This window comes from Rhizobium sp. S96 (assembly GCF_030382195.1).
Lineage (GTDB): Bacteria > Pseudomonadota > Alphaproteobacteria > Rhizobiales > Rhizobiaceae > Rhizobium.
Map to the genome: position 1 here is coordinate 1 of NZ_JAUDRY010000011.1, position 18125 is coordinate 18125.

15 protein-coding genes are annotated in these 18125 nt (G+C 61.3%); 4 read left to right on the forward strand and 11 right to left on the reverse strand.

The features are described 5' to 3' along the window. Nucleotides 1-158 precede the first annotated feature (158 nt). The 8 genes from rpsD to QTL94_RS14605 form a co-directional block, all read right to left on the reverse strand. Nucleotides 159-776, reverse strand: coding sequence for a 30S ribosomal protein S4 (rpsD, locus tag QTL94_RS14570; RefSeq protein WP_065693889.1), 618 nt, complete (start codon nt 774-776; stop codon nt 159-161). 255 nt (nt 777-1031) lie between these two features. After that, nucleotides 1032-2489 carry an alkaline phosphatase gene (gene phoA, locus QTL94_RS14575; protein ID WP_289802357.1) on the reverse strand — a complete coding sequence of 486 codons (1458 nt, stop codon included), beginning with the start codon at nt 2487-2489 and terminating at the stop codon, nt 1032-1034. 171 nt (nt 2490-2660) lie between these two features. Next, complete coding sequence (locus QTL94_RS14580; protein WP_289802358.1) at nt 2661-4175, reverse strand: ATP-binding protein; 1515 nt, start codon at nt 4173-4175, stop codon at nt 2661-2663. Nucleotides 4176-4271: 96 nt separating this feature from the next. Then, a complete protein-coding gene (locus QTL94_RS14585; protein ID WP_289802359.1) occupies nt 4272-5447 on the reverse strand; it encodes an MFS transporter in 1176 nt (391 codons plus the stop codon). Nucleotides 5448-5546: 99 nt separating this feature from the next. Beyond that, entirely contained in the window at nt 5547-6350 is an 804-nt protein-coding gene (murI, locus tag QTL94_RS14590; protein ID WP_289802360.1) for a glutamate racemase, read from the reverse strand. Next, nucleotides 6331-7161, reverse strand: coding sequence for an RNA methyltransferase (locus tag QTL94_RS14595; protein ID WP_289802361.1), 831 nt, complete (start codon nt 7159-7161; stop codon nt 6331-6333). Before QTL94_RS14595 ends, murI begins: the two co-directional genes overlap by 20 nt. 59 nt (nt 7162-7220) lie before the next feature. Next, complete coding sequence (locus QTL94_RS14600; protein WP_289802362.1) at nt 7221-9182, reverse strand: FUSC family protein; 1962 nt, start codon at nt 9180-9182, stop codon at nt 7221-7223. An 87-nt stretch (nt 9183-9269) separates the two neighbouring features. Continuing rightward, nucleotides 9270-9800, reverse strand: a complete 531-nt coding sequence (locus QTL94_RS14605) for a hypothetical protein (RefSeq protein ID WP_289802363.1) — start codon at nt 9798-9800, stop codon at nt 9270-9272. Nucleotides 9801-9989: 189 nt separating this feature from the next. Between QTL94_RS14605 and QTL94_RS14610 the strand changes: the two genes are divergently transcribed. The 3 genes from QTL94_RS14610 (at nt 9990) to QTL94_RS14620 (ending at nt 12442) form a co-directional block, all read left to right on the forward strand. Beyond that, nucleotides 9990-11201, forward strand: a complete 1212-nt coding sequence (locus QTL94_RS14610; RefSeq protein WP_018902180.1) for an NADP-dependent isocitrate dehydrogenase — start codon at nt 9990-9992, stop codon at nt 11199-11201. Between the two features lie 80 nt (nt 11202-11281). Then, a complete protein-coding gene (locus QTL94_RS14615) occupies nt 11282-11728 on the forward strand; it encodes a GNAT family N-acetyltransferase (protein WP_289802364.1) in 447 nt (148 codons plus the stop codon). 84 nt (nt 11729-11812) lie between these two features. Next, nucleotides 11813-12442 (forward strand): glutathione S-transferase family protein, encoded by a 630-nt coding sequence (locus QTL94_RS14620; RefSeq protein ID WP_289802365.1) that lies wholly within the window; start codon nt 11813-11815, stop codon nt 12440-12442. Nucleotides 12443-12444: 2 nt separating this feature from the next. Here QTL94_RS14620 and QTL94_RS14625 read toward each other — a convergent pair whose 3' ends face one another. Continuing rightward, a complete protein-coding gene (locus QTL94_RS14625; protein ID WP_289802366.1) occupies nt 12445-13296 on the reverse strand; it encodes an AraC family transcriptional regulator in 852 nt (283 codons plus the stop codon). 268 nt (nt 13297-13564) lie between these two features. Here QTL94_RS14625 and QTL94_RS14630 point away from each other — a divergent pair, with 268 nt between their 5' ends. Beyond that, entirely contained in the window at nt 13565-13891 is a 327-nt protein-coding gene (locus QTL94_RS14630; protein WP_289802367.1) for a hypothetical protein, read from the forward strand. A 240-nt stretch (nt 13892-14131) separates the two neighbouring features. Here the strand turns inward: QTL94_RS14630 and alaS are convergent, their stop codons facing one another. Next, nucleotides 14132-16792, reverse strand: a complete 2661-nt coding sequence (gene alaS, locus QTL94_RS14635; protein ID WP_289802368.1) for an alanine--tRNA ligase — start codon at nt 16790-16792, stop codon at nt 14132-14134. Between the two features lie 152 nt (nt 16793-16944). Next, a complete protein-coding gene (gene recA / locus QTL94_RS14640) occupies nt 16945-18024 on the reverse strand; it encodes a recombinase RecA (protein ID WP_289802369.1) in 1080 nt (359 codons plus the stop codon). Between the last annotated feature and the right edge of the window lie 101 nt (nt 18025-18125).

Consider the following 18125-nt stretch of genomic DNA (forward strand, 5'->3'; position numbering starts at 1 on the left):
CTATGTCTCGGCCAGCATAACGGTCCAAGCACGGAGGTCTCTCAATCACAATGTAGAACACGTCCAGTCCTCCACCGAAGGTGGAGGTTTATTTTGCTTACAACAAAAAAGCCGCCTCGAGAGGCGGCTTTTCCGTATGCGAAAACGCCTCGCGCTGATTAACGCGAATAGAATTCGACCACCAGGTGCGGTTCCATGACAACAGCGTACGGAACGTCGCTGAGAGCCGGTACACGAGCGAAGGTAGCAACCATCTTGTTGTGGTCGACTTCGATGTACTCAGGAACATCACGTTCAGCCAGGGACACCGATTCGAGAACCGAAACGAGCTGCTTCGACTTCTGACGAACTTCGATGACGTCGCCGGCCTTGCAACGGTAAGAACCGATGTTGACGCGAACGCCGTTCACAGTCACGTGGCCGTGGTTGACGAACTGGCGAGCAGCGAAGACGGTCGGAACGAACTTGGCGCGGTAGACGATCGCGTCCAGGCGGGATTCCAGAAGACCGATGAGGTTTTCCGAAGTGTCGCCCTTGCGGCGGTCGGCTTCAGCGAAGATCGCGCGGAACTGCTTCTCGCGCAGGTCACCGTAGTAACCCTTGAGCTTCTGCTTGGCGCGCAGCTGCACACCGAAGTCCGAAAGCTTGCCCTTGCGACGCTGGCCGTGCTGGCCCGGGCCGTATTCGCGGCGGTTCACCGGGGACTTAGGACGGCCCCAGATGTTTTCGCCCATACGGCGGTCAATTTTGTACTTGGACGATTCGCGCTTGCTCATCGTATTTCCTTTCAGAGTGTTACGGCGGCTTGTTACCAAACCGCTCGAAGGAAACACGCCCTCCTTTGGCCCCTTTTGGGAGGCCCGACAGGATTTTCCGGTTACGCGAACTGGAAAGATCCACGGGACATGTCAAATGAAACACGGGACATCGCTGCCCCGTGCTGGCTCGGTCTTTAGGGGTAAGTCGCTGGAATGTCAATGACGTTCCACGCCGACCACCCAAAGCCGCTCGATTTTCGAGCTGCGTCCGGCTTACTTCATGCCGACCGTTTCGGTCTTCAGGCCCAGCGCATCGCTGATGGTGTAGAACAGATCCGTCTGATCCGTAAGACCGCTGACATTGGCCGCGCGCGGGCCGTAGGCGGCAATGCGCAGCTGCGCGCCGGTGTGGCCCTGGTCGTTCTCGTCATCCGAGTTGCCGTAGCTGACGGCCATAACCGCGCCATCCTTGGTCATCAGAGCTTCCGTCAGGCCCGGTGCCTTGGTATCGGCATCGACGATCTGGCTGGCATGGGCGTGGTCTGCCGTAACGATCACGAGCGTATCGCCGGCTTCCTGCGCGAACTTCAGCGCTTCCTGGACGGCTTCGTCGAGATCGACCGTCTCACCAATCTGACCACACGGGTTAGCGGCGTGGTCCTGCTTGTCGATCGAAGCGCCTTCGACCTGCAGGAAGAAGCCCTTCTCATTGGTGCGCAGCAGTTCGATCGCCTTGGCGGTCATCTGAGCCAGCGTCGGCGTAGCGGCTGTACGCTTCTCGTTCGGCTTGCAGACGACCGGCTCCTTCTCGACGTTGCCGTAGTGGCTCGCCTTCGGACCTTCCCAGCGAACAGGCATGTTGCCGTCCGCGAAGAGACCGAGCACCGGCGCATCGTTGTTGGCCTGCTTCACGGTCTGCAATTCATCAAGATTGGAGACGAGCTTGTAGCCACGCTCTTCGGCCTGCTGGCGCAGGGTCTTGTCCTTCCATTCGCCGGCCTTCGCGGTCTCGCCGAAGCTCTTGGCACCGCCGCCGAGCGTTACATCGGCACGCGCATTCAGAAGCTGCTCGGTGATCGAGCCCTTGCCGCCGTTTTCAAGCGCGTTGCTGGCGCACTTCTCGGAAGTGGCTTCCGGGCCGTAGCACTTGCGCTGCGTCACGTGGGCGATCTGCACGGCTGGCGTTGCATCCTGCAATTCCGCCGTCGAGACGTTTCCAGTGCCGAGGCCGGCAGCCTTTGCCTTCTCCAGCAGCGTCTCGTGCGCTGCCTCATGAATATCGACGCCGATCGCGCCATTATAGCTCTTCACGCCTGTTGCCCAAGCCGTGCCTGAGGCAGCCGAGTCCGTGACGTAGGTCGGCTTCCCGGTCTTCTTGTCGAGCGAATAGTGCGTGTACTGGCCGGTGATCGGCAGGGCGTCGATACCCTTGAAATACTGGCCGGCGCCAACGGCATAGTTGCGCGCAATGGTGATCTCGGAATCGCCCATGCCGTCGCCGATGAGCAGGATCACATTCTTCGGACGACCATCGACGATCGCGCCGCGGAACGCTTCGGTAATGTCGCCGGAGAGGCGGCGTGCGCCCGCAGGTGCGCTCAGCTCGCCGCTTGCAGCGCGCTCGAGAAGCTTGCCGGCAGCTTCGTCAGCGCGGCTCGGCTGGATCGCGACGGTTGCAAGCAAGACGGCGGCAATGACCTGCGGCAAGTGATAACGAAGTTTGGTCTGCATGGCTAAATCTCCTTTGACAATACGCACCACCCCGGAGGGTGCGCGCGCCTTATCCCCCGCCGGCATGAAGCACATATGACAAAGTCAGTTTTTTTCGCGCGTAACGCGAGTGATCTGGGTCGGGGACGTGTGGTCCACACCCCTCACCTAGATATAGCAGTCTGGTAGATACTATTCAGCGGCGGGACGCAGGTCGTCGCTATCAGGGGCGTTCGCATCGCCCGGAGCGGTCTGGCAGTTCATGTCAGGGAACGCGACGATCCGCTTGCCGGAAAAATCCGTATGGACGACGACCGTGCCCTGCTCCTCGAAGTAGCCCAGCAGACGCCTCGCACGACGCGCCGAATGTGTCCCGTAAGCTCGGGCAATCCGCGCATCCGAAGGGCACGGCTCGCCGCAGACGGCAGCCTTTGCCAGCATCAGGAAGACGCCCTGCAGGTCATCGGTCACGCCTGAGGACAGCGAAAGCGCCGTTGCCCAGGTTTCGGTCTCCGCCGTGGCGGCATCGACACCCGACCGGGAGATCGCGACGCGACGCCGAAACTCCGCCATCGACATCGGCGGGCCGGGAACGCGGCGCATGCGCACGCGCACGAGGAACTCCTGATAAAGCACGGAATCCGTGCGGAAAGCCGACCCCGGATCATCAAGAATTTCGTTGAGAACGGCCGCAAGCCGCTCCTCCCGCTCCTCGGCGGACACCTCTGGCTGGCTCACGCGTGGCTCCGAAGGCTGGGACACCGCCGCGGGCGCGGACCGTGACAGCTCCGCCAGAATATCGGTGGTCGGCCGCGGCGCAGGCGCCGCGCGCCGCACGAGCGGGCGCTGAAACTCTTCGGGATCGGGCGTGAAAATCAGGTCTTCGACGTCCTGCGGCGCATCCGGCAACGGCATCAGCTTCGGGCTCGACGAGCGCGCCGACGTCTCGACCATGCCGATCTGGATCGGCAACGGGCGGCGTGAAAGAGCCGGTCCAAGGGCGACGAAATTGCCGCGCTTGAGATCGCGGAACATTTCGGCCTGGCGCCGGTCCATACCGAGAAGGTCGGCGGCGCGGGCCATGTCGATATCGAGGAAGGTTCGCCCCATCAGGAAGTTCGAGGCTTCCGCCGCAACGTTCTTGGCGAGCTTGGCAAGCCGCTGCGTGGCAATGACGCCCGCCAGTCCGCGCTTACGTCCACGGCACATCAGGTTGGTCATAGCGCCAAGCGACATCTTGCGGGCGTCCTCGGACACATCGCCGCCGACGGACGGCGCAAACATCTGCGCCTCGTCGACAACGACGAGTACAGGATACCAGTATTCACGGTCGGCATCGAACATGCCGTTGAGGAAGGCCGCCGCCGCACGCATCTGCTGCTCGATGTCGAGACCTTCCAGCGTCAGCACGCAGGAAACACGATGCTGGCGAATGCGGTTGGCAATGCCGGCAAGCTCCGCCTCGGTCCGCTCACCGTCGATGACGACGTGCCCGAACTTGTCGCTCAGCGTGACGAAATCGCCCTCGGGGTCGATGATGATCTGCTGCACCCATTGAGCGGATTGCTCAAGCAGACGGCGCAGAAGGTGCGATTTCCCGGAGCCGGAGTTACCCTGTACGAGCAGACGGGTCGCCAGAAGCTCCTCGATATCGAGCGTGGCCGGATTTCCGCCGGACGCCGTTCCCATATCGATACCAACCTGCAAGTCCAATTCCCCTTACGATAGCAACATCACTCTCTAACAGATTCGTCGAATGATGCTCCCGCTCTTCGACAAAACCCACAGCCAATCAGCAAGCGCTTACGCCGCTTTATCCGCAAGAATATCCGCCTGCCCTTTTTCCGCGCTCGGAGCAAGCATCCGGGTAAATGCGAGGCTCACAGCCAGCGGCACAAGGAGAACCGCCAAGCCAACCCTCAATCCCCAGAGCTCACCGGCAAAGCCGATCAGCGGCGGACCGATCAGGAAGCCGAGAAGCGCCATGAACGACAGAATGGCGACACTGGCCGCAGCAGGCCGGTCCGTCAGGCTTGCCGCTGCGGTGACCGCCAGCGGGAAGCCCACCGACACGCCAAAGCCTATCGCCGCAAAGCCTACGAGCGCCGTCAACGTGTTTGGAGCGAGCAGGACGATCAGCATGCCAAGCAACGCTGCGCAACCGCAAACCCGGGAGATGGCAACCGCACCGAACCGCGCTTTCATATGGTCGCCACCGAACCGCCCTGCGGCGACAAGGCAGGCAAAGATGGAATAGCCGAGACCCGTCACGGCTCCGCCGGCCAACAGAACCTCTTTCAGGTAGACCGCCGACCAGTCGGCGATCGCCCCTTCCGTCATCGTGATCCCGAAGGTGAAGGCGCAGATTCCGAGAAGCGCAACGCTCGGCAGCTTGAACGGCGCGCGAGCCCCCTCGGAGACTGCAGCCGGGGCCGTAGCATCCGCCGGCAGGCGAACGCTTGCAGCAAGCGCCACCGGCAGCACCAGCAATGCAACGACCGCGATGGACCATTGTGCCGGCAATTGGAGGGCCACCGCGCCAGCGCCAATCAGGCTACCCGCCATGATGCCGAGGCTCCAGAAACCATGGCATCGGCTCATGATCACTAGGCCCGTGATCTTCTCGGCGCGATCGGCCTCCACATTGAGGCCGAGTTCAAGCGTCGAGAGCGCAACCCCGACGACGGCCAGGGCCGCGAACAGCGTCACGATGCTGTCCGCAAAGGCCGGAAGCGCAACGACGGCCAGAAACACCGCGAAGCCATAGATGACCGTGGCGCGCCCGCCGATCCGGGATACGAACCGGCCGGCGAAGGGCAGCGTTAGGAGGATGCCGACCGGCATGCCGAGCAAAGCGATGGCGAGATCGGCCGGTCCGAGACCAAGCCTTGCCTGAATATCGGGGATGCGTGGCAACCAGCTGCCGAAGGCGATCGGCTGCAGGAAGAAGATCAACATGACAAGTCTTTGAAGCGGCATCGCACATCCCTTTGTTCGCCCACCAGTGACAACGGCAGGCGATTCCCCGTCGGCAAGCTTGCGTGATCAGTCCGTCGAAAGAAAGCGCAAATCGCCCCGTCAGCGGGTGCTCAGGCCGAAACCCTGCATCAGCCGCTTCGTCGGAAAATCCGGGTTTCCTGACGTGAAGAAGGCATAGTCGAAATTGTCCGGATGAACGGCGTCGGCAACCTGCGGCACGAGGCTTCGCGCACGCCGGGCAATCGCTTCCGCCGGGTCGAGCCAGTCGACAGGCCACGGCGCAAGACGCCGGAAGACGTTTGCCATGAAGGGGTAGTGCGTGCAGGCGAGCACGACTATATCGGTCTTCCGGCTATCCTGCTCGACGAAGCAGGCGTCGATCTCCATGAGCACACCCTCGTCCGAAACCGTTTCGCCGCGGATATAAGCCTCCGCCATGCGCGCCAGATTTTCCGACCCGACAAGGCGCACGTGGCACTGCTGGGCAAAGGACTGGATCAGATCACGCGTATAGGCTCGTTTGACCGTTCCCGGCGTCGCCAGCACCGAAACCAGACCCGACCGCGTCCGTTCGGCCGCAGGCTTGATCGCAGGCACCGTGCCGACAAAGGTCATCTGTGGGAAGGCTGCCCTCAGGTCGGCGCCAACCAGCGTGAACGCCGTATTGCAGGCGATGATGCAGACCTCCGGATCATGCTCCTTGAGCAGCCGTGCGAAGAGTTCGATGACGCGCTCTTTCAGCGCCTGCTCTTCCCAGCCGCCGTAGGGAAACCCGGCGTCGTCGGCGACATAGATGAAACCGCGCTCGGGCATCAATACGCGCGCCTCACGCAGCACCGTCAGCCCGCCGATCCCTGAATCAAAAACCAGGACGGGTTTCAGCTCATTCGTCGCTGTTGTCATCGCTCAGGCGTTCCTTGACATCTGCGGGCGCCCGGCTCCCGCGCGGATATTGCCGCGAGAAACGGTCGAGGGAGGAAATAACACCGCGCATCACGCTGATTTCCTGCTCCGTGAAGGCGCGGCGGGAAAGGACTGCGCGGAGGTTGTCGATCATTTTCGGCTTTTTCGCGGGCGGATGGAAATAATTGCGCGCTTCCAGCGCTTCTTCCAACTGATCGTAGAGCCCGTGCAACTGTTCCTTCGTGGATTGTGTCTGCGACATCGCCTGGAAGGGAACGCTGCCAAGATCCTCCATGCCCGATTTCATCCATTCATAGGACATCAGGAGTACTGCCTGGGCGATGTTGAGCGAGGCAAAGGCGGGATTGACCGGGAAGGTCACGATCTCGTCGGCCAGCGCCACCTCCTCGTTGGAGAGCCCCCAGCGTTCGCGCCCAAAAAGGATGCCGGTGCCCTCGCCCGCTGCAAAACGCGCCCGCAGCGTTTGCGCAGCAACGACCGGCGAGCGCACGGGCTTGAAGCCGTCGCGCTCGCGCGCCGTCGTCGCGTAGACGAAGTTCAGGTCGGCAATCGCCTCCTCAAGCGTATCGAAGACCTTCGTGCCCTCGATCACATGGTCGGCCTTAGAGGCGGCGGCCTGCGCCTTCTCGTTCGGCCACCCGTCGCGCGGGTTGACGAGCCTCAGTTCGGAGAGCCCGAAATTCGCCATGGCGCGCGCCACCATCCCGATGTTCTCGCCCATCTGCGGTTCGACCAGAATGATGACGGGACCTTCCGTCAGAAGTTGCCGCTCGCTATTCGTGCCTGCCATGAAGTCTCGATCCTTTTGCTATGCGCGGGAATAGCCAAGACCACCCCAAACGGCAAGACTTAAGCGTCGGGATAAAGTCGATCGAGCGTCACCCCGATCATTTCGGCCCCGAGCCGCGCACCCGCATTTGACAGCGGCAAATGCCGCCCACCGCTATGGTTCCTGCTGTCGACGAAGAAGCATTCGGACCCGCGCTTGGCGACAGTCGTTATCCGGGCCAGATCGGCGTCGATCAACGCCTGACCATCCGCCCCGGCAGCCGCCGCATCATGGTTCTTCGCCATGATCCTTGCCCAGTAGGTTGCCGCCAGGAAAATTGCCAGCGTTTGGCGGATATGTCCCGGCTTGGTGACAATGGACCACGTAGATCCCAGGGGCCGAGCGGCAGCCGTCAGATCACGGTAGGCTGCGTCGAGCTTCTGCGACCGGACGATCAGGGCGTTTGACGGTTCACCCGCCGAGGCTGCGGCGAGCATCTCCTGAAGCGCCGCATACCACTTGGCGAGTACCACGTCCAGCGCGCCGCGGGTGCGCGCTGGAAAGACCAGGAATGCCACCAGGGTTCCGGCTGCAGCACCAAGAGCGGTTTCTTCGATGCGCAACAAGAGCAGATCGACCGTCAGGGAGCCGATCATCCCGTAGACCAGGCAGAGCGCGATCGAAACGAAAAATGTCATCGTCGCGTAGGAGGTCTGCAGGAAGTAGAACGCCAGGAAGATCGAGATGCCGGTGACCACGAGGGCAGCAGCCATCTGCTCGTTGAGCAATGTCGCAAGCCCCAACCCGATCGAGATTCCGAAGAGCGTACCCACCGACCGCTGCAACGCCTTCATCGCGGTATCGCCGCGTGAATTGGTGTTGGTGAAAACCAGAAAGGAGGCCAGCACTGCCCAGAACCAGCGCTCACGCGAAAGCGCCAGCCCGAGCGTCATGGCAATCGCCGACGCCAAGGTAATCTGCAGCGCCGAACGGATCAGAGGATTGCTCAGGGAAAAGTCGGGATTCTCCGCGGATGCCGCAGTCTCGGTCACCGCCGCGATCTCCGCAAAGCCAGTGGCATATCCGAGCTCGATCGTCCTGCTGAGGTCACTACGTGCCTCACCAAGGCGTGCAAGCGCCTGAATGGTTTCCGCTTGCGCACCGTCGACAACCTTGGGCGCCTGAATCACGTCGCCTTCGATGATCGCATGAACCATCTCGAACGACGGCAGGCTCTGGGCGCTAAGCACGATCGCAGTCTCCGCCGCGAGATGCGCGTCGAAAAGACGGATCGCAAGTTCGCCCGCCGGCTCGGTCGCCGCATCCAGGACGCCGCTCGGTGGTCGGGGAATGAAACTCTCCGCCATCAGCACGACTTCCTTCAGTCGCTCCTCGAGCTGGTTCAGTTCCGGCCGGTCCGTTTCCAGAAACCGCCCGTGTGCCGACAATGCAGCGATCTTGAACAGGATCTGATTGATCCGCCCGCGCACGCTTTCGAGCGACCGCAGCAGGTCGCGTCGCCAATCGTCCGCCAGCACGACCGAACGCACCAGATGCCCGATCAGAGCCGAAACGACGGGACCGATCGCCACCAGCGGAAGTTCGGCGAGCGGCGGCCGAAAATAGGCGCCCATGAAGTAGGAGGTGAAGGCGAACATACCGACTGCATGTCCCCGCGCACCGAACACCCGCGCCGATGCGGCAAGAAAGATCACAAGCAGGAAGACGCAGTCGGAAACGTAGCGGTAGGCCTCCAGGCTCGCGGCAATCCCCACCACGACAATGCTCGCAAGGCACCCCAGCAACCGTGTGATCAGCTGTGGCATGCCGCCCTTGTCGCGCACGGCAACGCCGCCTTCGATCGAGAGCACGATCCCCAGGCCGTAGGATGCTGTGGGAAGCGGAACCAGCAGGTAGTTGATGGCCAGCAACGCGCCGAAAGACAACGCAATGGTCAACGTGACACGCGACGCGACGCGCAAGCGCGACAGTGCCGGATCGTTTGCAAGCAGCCAATCGCGGAAGTCAAAACCCGAAAGCAAGCGCCAAGGCCCCTAAAAGCAGAGGAATATGCGTCCCAACCTGACCGGATAACTTGACCGGTCAGGAAATCAAATCAAGTCGGGCCGTCACTCGCCCTTGGCGATCTGCACCATGGTATTCTTGAGCGAGTTATCTGGCTGACCCGGATCCCCCGCCGTGATTACGTCGTCGATCACTGGCTTGCCGGCCTCGTCGATCACCTCGAACCGCACCGTGGTGACGGCCTGCTTGTCCGACCCATCGTCCATGCAGGTGGCCTTCTTGAAGGTAACGACCACTTCGGTCGTCCCGTTCGCCGCCGGCTTGGGCGCATAGGCAAGATCCTGCAGCGGGCATGCATCCTGGCCGTTGACGATCACGTCGTAGTCGAACGGCGAAATGCCGTCCTCGTCGGCGGCCGGGTTCTGCACCGCGGCCTGGTACTTCGTCACGAAGTCCTTGCTGTAGAGCCGCGTCAAACGGCTGTCGTCGAAAATGTCGATCCAGTCGGCGTCGGTGCCCGACCAGTTCTTCATGGTGGCATCCATGATCTCCTTGACGGGCGCGGTGGCGTCGCCTGCAAAGGCAGGTGCGGACAGGCCGAGGAGAATGGCGAGCGGGAGCGAGATCTTCTTCATGATGAAATGTCCGGGGCAATGGTTTCGCGCGGAGACTAGCCATTTTCACTGGCTTGGCAATGCCCGCAAAAACACACCGGTCCTGAGCGCTTGCGGCTTTGCACTCCGGGCTCACAGTGCTATAGCGCTCGGGATTTGATATCACCCACCCGGGACGCCCGTCCCTTCTAAGCTTAACGAGGCAGATACATGAAGAAGATCAAGGTCGCCAATCCCGTCGCCGATCTCGACGGCGATGAAATGACTCGCATCATTTGGCAGCTCATCAAGGATAAGCTGATCCATCCGTATCTCGACCTCGACATCGACTATTTCGACCTTTCCGTCGAAAACCGCGACGCCACCAACGACCAGGTGACAATCGACGCCGCCAACGCCATCAAGAAGCACGGCGTAGGCATCAAGTGCGCGACGATCACGCCGGATGAAGATCGCGTCAAGGAATTCAACCTCAAGCAGATGTGGAAGAGCCCGAACGGCACGATCCGCAACATCCTCGGCGGCGTCATCTTCCGCGAGCCGATCATCTGCCAGAACGTTCCGCGCCTTGTTCCCGGCTGGACGAAGCCGATCGTTGTCGGCCGTCACGCGTTCGGCGACCAGTACCGCGCCACCGATTTCAAGTTCCCGGGCAAGGGCAAGCTGACCATCAAGTTCGTCGGTGAAGACGGCCAGGTCATCGAAAAGGAAGTGTTCGACGCTCCCGGCGCCGGCGTGGCCATGGCCATGTACAACCTCGACGAGTCGATCCGCGAATTCGCCCGCGCCTCGATGATGTACGGCCTGATGCGCAAGTGGCCGGTCTACCTGTCGACCAAGAATACCATTCTCAAGGCCTATGATGGCCGCTTCAAGGATATCTTCCAGGAAGTCTATGAGGCTGAATTCCAGGATCAGTTCAAGGAAATCGGCATCACCTACGAGCACCGCCTGATCGACGACATGGTCGCATCCGCTCTGAAGTGGTCCGGCGGCTACGTCTGGGCCTGCAAGAACTACGACGGCGACGTTCAGTCCGACACCGTTGCCCAGGGCTTCGGCTCGCTCGGCCTGATGACCTCCGTTCTTCTGACGCCGGATGGCAAGACCGTCGAAGCCGAAGCCGCACACGGCACGGTGACGCGTCACTACCGCCAGCACCAGAAGGGCCAGGAAACCTCGACCAACTCGATCGCCTCGATCTTCGCCTGGACCCGTGGCCTCGCGCACCGCGCCAAGCTCGACGACAACGCCGAACTGGCGAAGTTCGCAGCCACGCTCGAAAAGGTCTGCGTCGACACCGTCGAAGCTGGCTTCATGACCAAGGACCTGGCGCTGCTGATCGGCCCGGATCAGCCTTGGCTCTCGACCACGGCTTTCCTCGACAAGATCGACGAAAACCTGCAGAAGGCGATGGCATAAGCCATCAGCGATATGCGAACGATACGGCGGGGTCTTCCCCGCCGTTTTCATTTCTACGACAACCAAGGGGGAACAATAAAATGACCGTTGAAATCCGTCCGCTGCAGCCGTCCGATCGAGCCGCCTGGGAGCCGCTCTGGGCAGGCTACCAGCGCTTCTATGAAGTCGCCATTCCCTCCGACACGACCGACCTGACATGGGGTCGCTTCCACGACCCGGCCGAGGAAATGTATGCGCTCGGCGCTTTCGACGACGGCAACCGCCTGGTCGGCATCGTCCACGCCATCTTCCACCGCTCTACCTGGCTCCCAAAGTGGACCTGCTATCTGCAGGATCTCTATGTCGACGATACGCAGCGTGGTCTCGGGACCGGCGCCGCGCTGATCGAGGCCGTTGCCGACCTCGCCAGGAAGAACGGCGCCGGCCGCCTCTACTGGATGACACACGAGACCAACGCGATCGCGCGACGCCTTTACGATCACATCGCCGAACGCTCCGGCTTCATCCAATATCGCAAGGCCTTGTAGACCGACATCTTTCCAGCCCGCCGACCCGTCTTATGTTTACCAGTGCCGGCACCGATCGCGTGCCGGAACAACGAGGAGGACAGCATGGCAGACGAATTGGTTTTCTACACGAACCCGATGTCGCGCGGGCGCATTGCCCGCTGGATGCTCGAGGAAACGGGCGTTCCCTACACGACGGAACTGCTCACCTTCGGCGGCAGCATCAAGGCACCGGAATATCTGGCCGTGAACCCCATGGGAAAGGTGCCGACGATCCTGCACGGCAAGACCGTCGTCACCGAATGTGCCGCCATCTGCGCCTATCTCGCTGATACCTTTGCGGACACAGGGCTTGCCCCGCGGCCCGAAGAGCGCGGCAATTATCACCGCTGGATGTTCTTCGCCGCCGGCCCGCTGGAGGCTGCGGTGACCAACCATGCCCTCGGCTATCACATACCACCGGACAAGAGCCGCATGGCAGGGTACGGCAGCTATGCCGACGTCATGGACACGCTGGAAAAGGCTGTCAGCGCCTCGCCCTATATCGCCGGCAATCGCTTCACGGCCGCCGACGTTTATGTCGGCTCCCATGTCGCCTGGGGCCTGGGATTCGGTACGATCGAGAAGCGCCAGGCCTTTGCCGACTATGTCGGCCGCGTCACCGACCGCCCCGCCTACAAGCGTGCCCACGCCATCGACGAGGAAGCGATGCAGGCCATGCAGAAGAGCGCCTGAGCTCAGGCAAGCGGCATATAGATCTCCGTCAGGAGTTCGGTCGGCGGCACCTCGCGCGGATTGTTGAGATACTCCTCGAACATCACGCTATCGCGCAGTTGCCGGCCGGATTTTGGAAGCCATTCGGCATAGAGCCACTGGTAGGCCTTGTGCATGTCCGCATAGGGTCCCTTGTGCCGGAGCACCGCATATTCTCCGCCTTCCACCGACGTCTGCTGCAAAGGCGGCTCGGATACAGCGATATCATCGGCAGTCACACAGGCGATCGAGCGCAGCTCGTCCGCTGGCACGATATCGGGATCATCGAGATAGACGCCGATCATGCGCATCTCGGGCTGTGCCAGCCCGCGCGCATAGAGCGTGCCGAACAGCGTCTCGAACGATCTGCCGATCTGCATATAGGAACCGGTATGAGCCACGCCGACGAGAGTGATCGGCGCAATCTTACGTAAGGTGATGTCGAACATGGCTTGTATCCTTCCGTTAGGTGAGGGTGCGAAAGCTGCGTGGCTTCCCTCCTTCCGGTAACGGGCCGGCGGCATGCCGTAGACCGACTTGAAGATCCGATTGAAGGATTGGAGGTTGGGATAGCCGGATCGCTTTGCAATCTCACTGACGCGAAGATCCGTGCCGACGATATCGCCCGCCGCGCGATGCAGACGCAGCCGCTTGACGGTGGCCGCCAGCGTCTCGCCATAGATCGCGCGATAGATCCTGTGCCAATGATAGCTCGACATGCAGGCGATCTCGGCAAGCTTTTCCATGTCGAGCTCTTCATCGAGATGATCATGGATATAGGCAGAAACCCGCCGCAGGCGGTTTTCATAAAGTGCCCATGCCGTTTCGCCATTCATGTTGGAACCCCGTGCAAATCGATCGGCTACAGACAACCATACCTCGATTTGACAAATCCTGCGGACCTCGGCCAGGCCCGAAAAGAAAAAGGCGGGATTGGTCTAGCGGTCTGAAGTGATCTGCACGAGCCCATCTGGTTCTAGAACGCCAGACAAGGCCGCACTACGCCTTTGGGAGATGATCGACGGGCCTTGGATCGCTAGTGAGAGCGACCGTCACGGAGTATAGATAGACGGCAGATGCGGCTTAAGATGGAGGGAGTGAACGATGAAAGCGATCACGGTTTCTGGCCTCATTATACTAGCCTTCGCATCTGGTGCGTATGCCGCGACCTTGACGGGGGAGCAGCTGAAAAGCGAGTTGGTAGGCCACCCAATCCACTGGAAGTCAAAGACACAATCCGGCGTCACAACCTACAAGCCAGACGGAACCATTGAAGCGACTGTCGACGGCGACAAGGCCACCTACAAGGGCACTTGGAGCATCAAGGGCAACAAGATTTGCGAGAAGTTCGACAAGGAAAAATGCGCAACGATCAATTCGCTTGGAGGCAAGAAATACTCCAAGGGGGCCGGAACGTTTACGGTGGAATAGCGCCTGTTTCGATTTTTATCCCAGGCGGCACGTGAGCCGCCTGGCTTCTCTATAATCCCCAGCTGGGGAACCATAGAAGCTAGCCCACTTGCAGCGCTACAGCGTTCCGGCTGCTGGCGACCAAGTCCTCGATGGGTCAAAGTCGCCGAGGCTTCGCGCCCCAAAATTCTAGCACATCCACCTTTAATTCAGTGGCGGGAGACCAGCCCCCGCCCCTCAAAACGCTTCTTCGACAGCAGCTTAGCTCGCCAAGGCAAGTGCCACGGCTTCGATCGCGTCGTCGGCCTTCGAGCCATCCGGGCCGCCAGCCTGCGCCATGTCGGGACGCCCGCCGCCACCCTTGCCACCAAGGGCAGCCGAAGCAACGCGCACGAGATCCACGGCGCTGAACCGGCCGGTCAGATCAGGCGTGACGGCCACCACAGCGCTCGCCTTGCCATCTTCGCCAACGCCGATCAAAGCCACGATGCCGGAGCCGAGGCTTGCCTTGCCATCATCAGCGAGGCCCTTGAGATCCTTCGGATCGACACCCGAGATCGCCTTGCCAAGGAACTTCACACCGGCGACATCACGAACGGCATCCGCTGAGCCACCCTGCCCGCCGCCCATCGCAAGCTTCCGCTTGGCATCAGCCAGTTCCTTCTCGAGCTTGCGGCGCTCGTCCATCAGCGCCTCGACGCGCGACAGAACCTCGCCCGGCTGCACCTTGAGCGAAGCCGCAAGCGACTTCACGCGCTCGTCCTGTTCGGCGAGATAGGCACGCGCCGCTTCACCGGTCACCGCTTCGAGACGGCGAACGCCGGAGCTCACGGCGCTGTCGCCGAGAATGCGCACGAGACCGATGTCGCCGGTGGCCGACACGTGCGTGCCGCCGCAGAGTTCGATCGAGTAAGGCTTGCCTGTTTTCGCCCCATGCAGCCCCTGGCCCATGGACACCACGCGAACCTCATCACCGTATTTTTCGCCGAACAGCGCCATCGCGCCCTCGGCGCGGGCGTCGTCGACGCTCATCAGGCGGGTCGTGACCGGCGAATTCTGCAGAATGATCTCGTTCGCCATGTCCTCGACCACCTTCAGCTCTTCCGCCGTCATCGGCTTTGGATGCGAAACGTCGAAGCGCAGGCGATCCGGCGTAACCAGCGAGCCCTTCTGGGCAACGTGGGTGCCGAGTACCTCGCGCAGCGCCTCATGCAGCAGGTGGGTCGCCGAATGGTTGGCGCGGATATGCGAACGGCGCGCGTGATCGACGGTCAGCGCAACGGCATCACCAGCCTTCAGCGTGCCTTCAACGACAGTGCCCGTGTGAACGAACAGGCCTTCGCCGCGTTTCTGCGTATCGGTGATCTCGATCTTCGCATTATCGGACGAAATGACGCCAGCGTCGCCCATCTGGCCGCCGGACTCTCCATAGAACGGCGTCTGGTTGACGACGATCTGCACCTTGTCGCCCTTGGCGGCTTCGCCAACGGCAACGCCGTCCTTGACGATCGCCTGCACCACGCCTTCGGCCGTCTCGGTGTCATAGCCGAGGAATTCGGTGGCCCCGTGCTTGTCGCGTAGCTCAAACCAGATAGTTTCCGTGGCCTTGTCGCCGGAGCCGGCCCAGTGCGAACGGGCTTCGGCCTTCTGGCGCTCCATGGCGTCGGTGAAGCCGGCGAGATCGACGTTGATTTCGCGGGCACGCAGCGCGTCCTGCGTCAGGTCGAGCGGGAAGCCGTATGTGTCATAGAGCTTGAACGCGGTCTCGCCGTCGAGCATGTCGCCCTTGCCGAGCGTCGTCGTGGCGTCGGAGAGCAGCGACAGGCCGCGCTTCAACGTCGTGCGGAACTTGGTTTCCTCAAGCTTCAGCGTTTCGGTGATGAGTGCTTCGGCGCGCACCAGCTCCGGATAGGCGCGGCCCATCTGCTGGATCAACGCCGGCAAAAGCTTCCACATCAGCGGCTCGCGGGCGCCGAGCAGTTCGGCATGGCGCATGGCGCGGCGCATGATACGGCGCAGCACGTAGCCACGGCCTTCGGCTGACGGCAGAACGCCGTCGGCGATCAGGAAGGCCGACGAGCGCAAGTGATCGGCGATGACGCGATGGCTTGCGCGCTGCTCACCCTCGGCCTTCACGCCAGTCGCTTCTTCCGAAGCGGCAATCAGAGCGCGGAACAGGTCGATATCATAGTTGTCGTGCTTGCCCTGCAGAACGGCCGCCACGCGCTCGAGGCCCATGCCGGTGTCGATCGACGGGCGCGGCAGGTCGACGCGCTCTTCCTTCGTCAGCTGCTCGTACTGCATGAAGACGAGGTTCCAGATCTCGATGAAGCGGTCGCCGTCCTCTTCCGGCGAGCCGGGAGGACCGCCCCAGATGTGATCGCCATGGTCGTAGAAGATTTCCGAGCACGGACCGCAAGGGCCGGTATCGCCCATCGCCCAGAAGTTATCGCTGGTCGGAATGCGGATGATCTTGTTGTCGGAAAGACCGGCAATCTTCTTCCAGAGATTAAAGGCCTCATCGTCGGTGTGGTAGACGGTGACGAGCAGGCGCTTGGCGTCGAGCCCGAACTCCTTGGTGATCAGGGTCCAGGCATGTTCGATCGCCTGTTCCTTGAAGTAATCGCCGAAGGAGAAGTTTCCGAGCATTTCGAAGAAAGTGTGGTGGCGCGCGGTATAGCCGACATTGTCGAGGTCGTTATGCTTGCCACCGGCACGCACGCACTTCTGCGCTGTCGATGCAGTCTTGTAAGGGCGCTGCTCAAGACCAGTGAAAACGTTCTTGAACTGCACCATGCCGGCGTTGGTGAACATCAGCGTCGGGTCGTTACGCGGCACCAACGGGCTCGATGGAACGATTTCGTGGCCGTTCTTCTTGAAGTAGTCGAGGAAGGTCGACCGGATATCATTCACGCCGCTCATGCTATGCCCTTCAATGCTGCCTGGAAGCAGGTCAAATCTTAAATTCAGTGGCTTTTATCGCTCGCGTTAACCACTGTCCAGCAGACAAACAAAACCGGCCGCATTCTGATCAAGGAATGCGGCCGGTTTTAAACGATTAAGCTGCGGAAGACTTACGAGTCATCATCGCTGTCATTGGCGTCGGGGCCGCCATTTTGAAGCTGATCGGCGATCAGGCCGGCATTCTGACGGATCGACGTCTCGATTTCACGCATCACTTCGGGATTGTCACGCAGGAAGATCTTGGCGTTCTCGCGACCCTGGCCGAGGCGCTGGCTGCTGTAGGAGAACCACGCGCCCGACTTCTCCACGATGCCGGCCTTGACGCCCAGATCGACCAACTCGCCGGTCTTGGAGACACCTTCGCCATACATGATGTCGAATTCGACCTGCTTGAAGGGAGGCGCCATCTTGTTCTTGACGACCTTGACGCGCGTCTGGTTGCCGATCACCTCTTCGCGCTCCTTGACCTGGCCGATACGGCGAATGTCGAGGCGCACGGAAGCGTAGAACTTCAGCGCGTTGCCGCCGGTCGTCGTTTCCGGCGAACCGAACATGACGCCGATCTTCATGCGGATCTGGTTGATGAAGATCACCATGGTCTTCGACTTCGAGATCGACGCGGTCAGCTTGCGCAGCGCCTGGCTCATCAGTCGAGCCTGGAGGCCCGGCAGGCTGTCGCCCATTTCGCCTTCGATTTCGGCGCGCGGCGTCAGAGCCGCAACAGAATCCACTACCAGCACGTCGACCGCGCCGGAGCGCACCAGCGTATCGGTGATTTCGAGTGCCTGCTCGCCAGTATCCGGTTGGGAGATCAGCAGGTTGTGCAGATCGACCCCAAGCTTGCGAGCGTAAACCGGATCGAGCGCGTGCTCGGCGTCGACGAAGGCGCAGATGCCGCCCTTCTTCTGCGCTTCCGCAATGGTCTGCAGCGCCAGCGTCGTCTTACCCGAGCTTTCCGGCCCATAAATTTCGATAATGCGGCCCTTCGGCAGACCGCCAATGCCGAGCGCGATATCGAGGCCGAGAGAGCCGGTCGATACCGTCTCGATCTCGACCACGCTCTCGTTCGAGCCCAGCTTCATGATTGAGCCCTTGCCGAACGACCGCTCGATCTGTGAGAGTGCCGCTTCAAGTGCCTTGCTTTTGTCCACCGATTTGTCCTCTACGAGCCGCAATGAATTCTGTGACATTCGATCCACCTTTAGGTTATTGAAGCCGCTCAAGCAATGTCGCCGCCGATGTCGATTATGTACTCTATTTGTTCTCATCGCGCAAGCGCAGCTCAAATATT

Bases quoted from the DNA above. Each gene is read 5' to 3' on its own strand.
- rpsD (WP_065693889.1), bottom strand. From the start codon at position 776: ATGAGCAAGCGCGAATCGTCCAAGTACAAAATTGACCGCCGTATGGGC.
- phoA (WP_289802357.1), bottom strand. From the start codon at position 2,489: ATGCAGACCAAACTTCGTTATCACTTGCCGCAGGTCATTGCCGCCGTC.
- QTL94_RS14585 (WP_289802359.1), bottom strand. From the start codon at position 5,447: ATGCCGCTTCAAAGACTTGTCATGTTGATCTTCTTCCTGCAGCCGATC.
- murI (WP_289802360.1), bottom strand. From the start codon at position 6,350: ATGACAACAGCGACGAATGAGCTGAAACCCGTCCTGGTTTTTGATTCA.
- QTL94_RS14595 (WP_289802361.1), bottom strand. From the start codon at position 7,161: ATGGCAGGCACGAATAGCGAGCGGCAACTTCTGACGGAAGGTCCCGTC.
- QTL94_RS14605 (WP_289802363.1), bottom strand. From the start codon at position 9,800: ATGAAGAAGATCTCGCTCCCGCTCGCCATTCTCCTCGGCCTGTCCGCA.
- QTL94_RS14610 (WP_018902180.1), top strand. From the start codon at position 9,990: ATGAAGAAGATCAAGGTCGCCAATCCCGTCGCCGATCTCGACGGCGAT.
- QTL94_RS14615 (WP_289802364.1), top strand. From the start codon at position 11,282: ATGACCGTTGAAATCCGTCCGCTGCAGCCGTCCGATCGAGCCGCCTGG.
- QTL94_RS14620 (WP_289802365.1), top strand. From the start codon at position 11,813: ATGGCAGACGAATTGGTTTTCTACACGAACCCGATGTCGCGCGGGCGC.
- QTL94_RS14625 (WP_289802366.1), bottom strand. From the start codon at position 13,296: ATGAATGGCGAAACGGCATGGGCACTTTATGAAAACCGCCTGCGGCGG.
- QTL94_RS14630 (WP_289802367.1), top strand. From the start codon at position 13,565: ATGAAAGCGATCACGGTTTCTGGCCTCATTATACTAGCCTTCGCATCT.
- alaS (WP_289802368.1), bottom strand. From the start codon at position 16,792: ATGAGCGGCGTGAATGATATCCGGTCGACCTTCCTCGACTACTTCAAG.
- recA (WP_289802369.1), bottom strand. From the start codon at position 18,024: ATGTCACAGAATTCATTGCGGCTCGTAGAGGACAAATCGGTGGACAAA.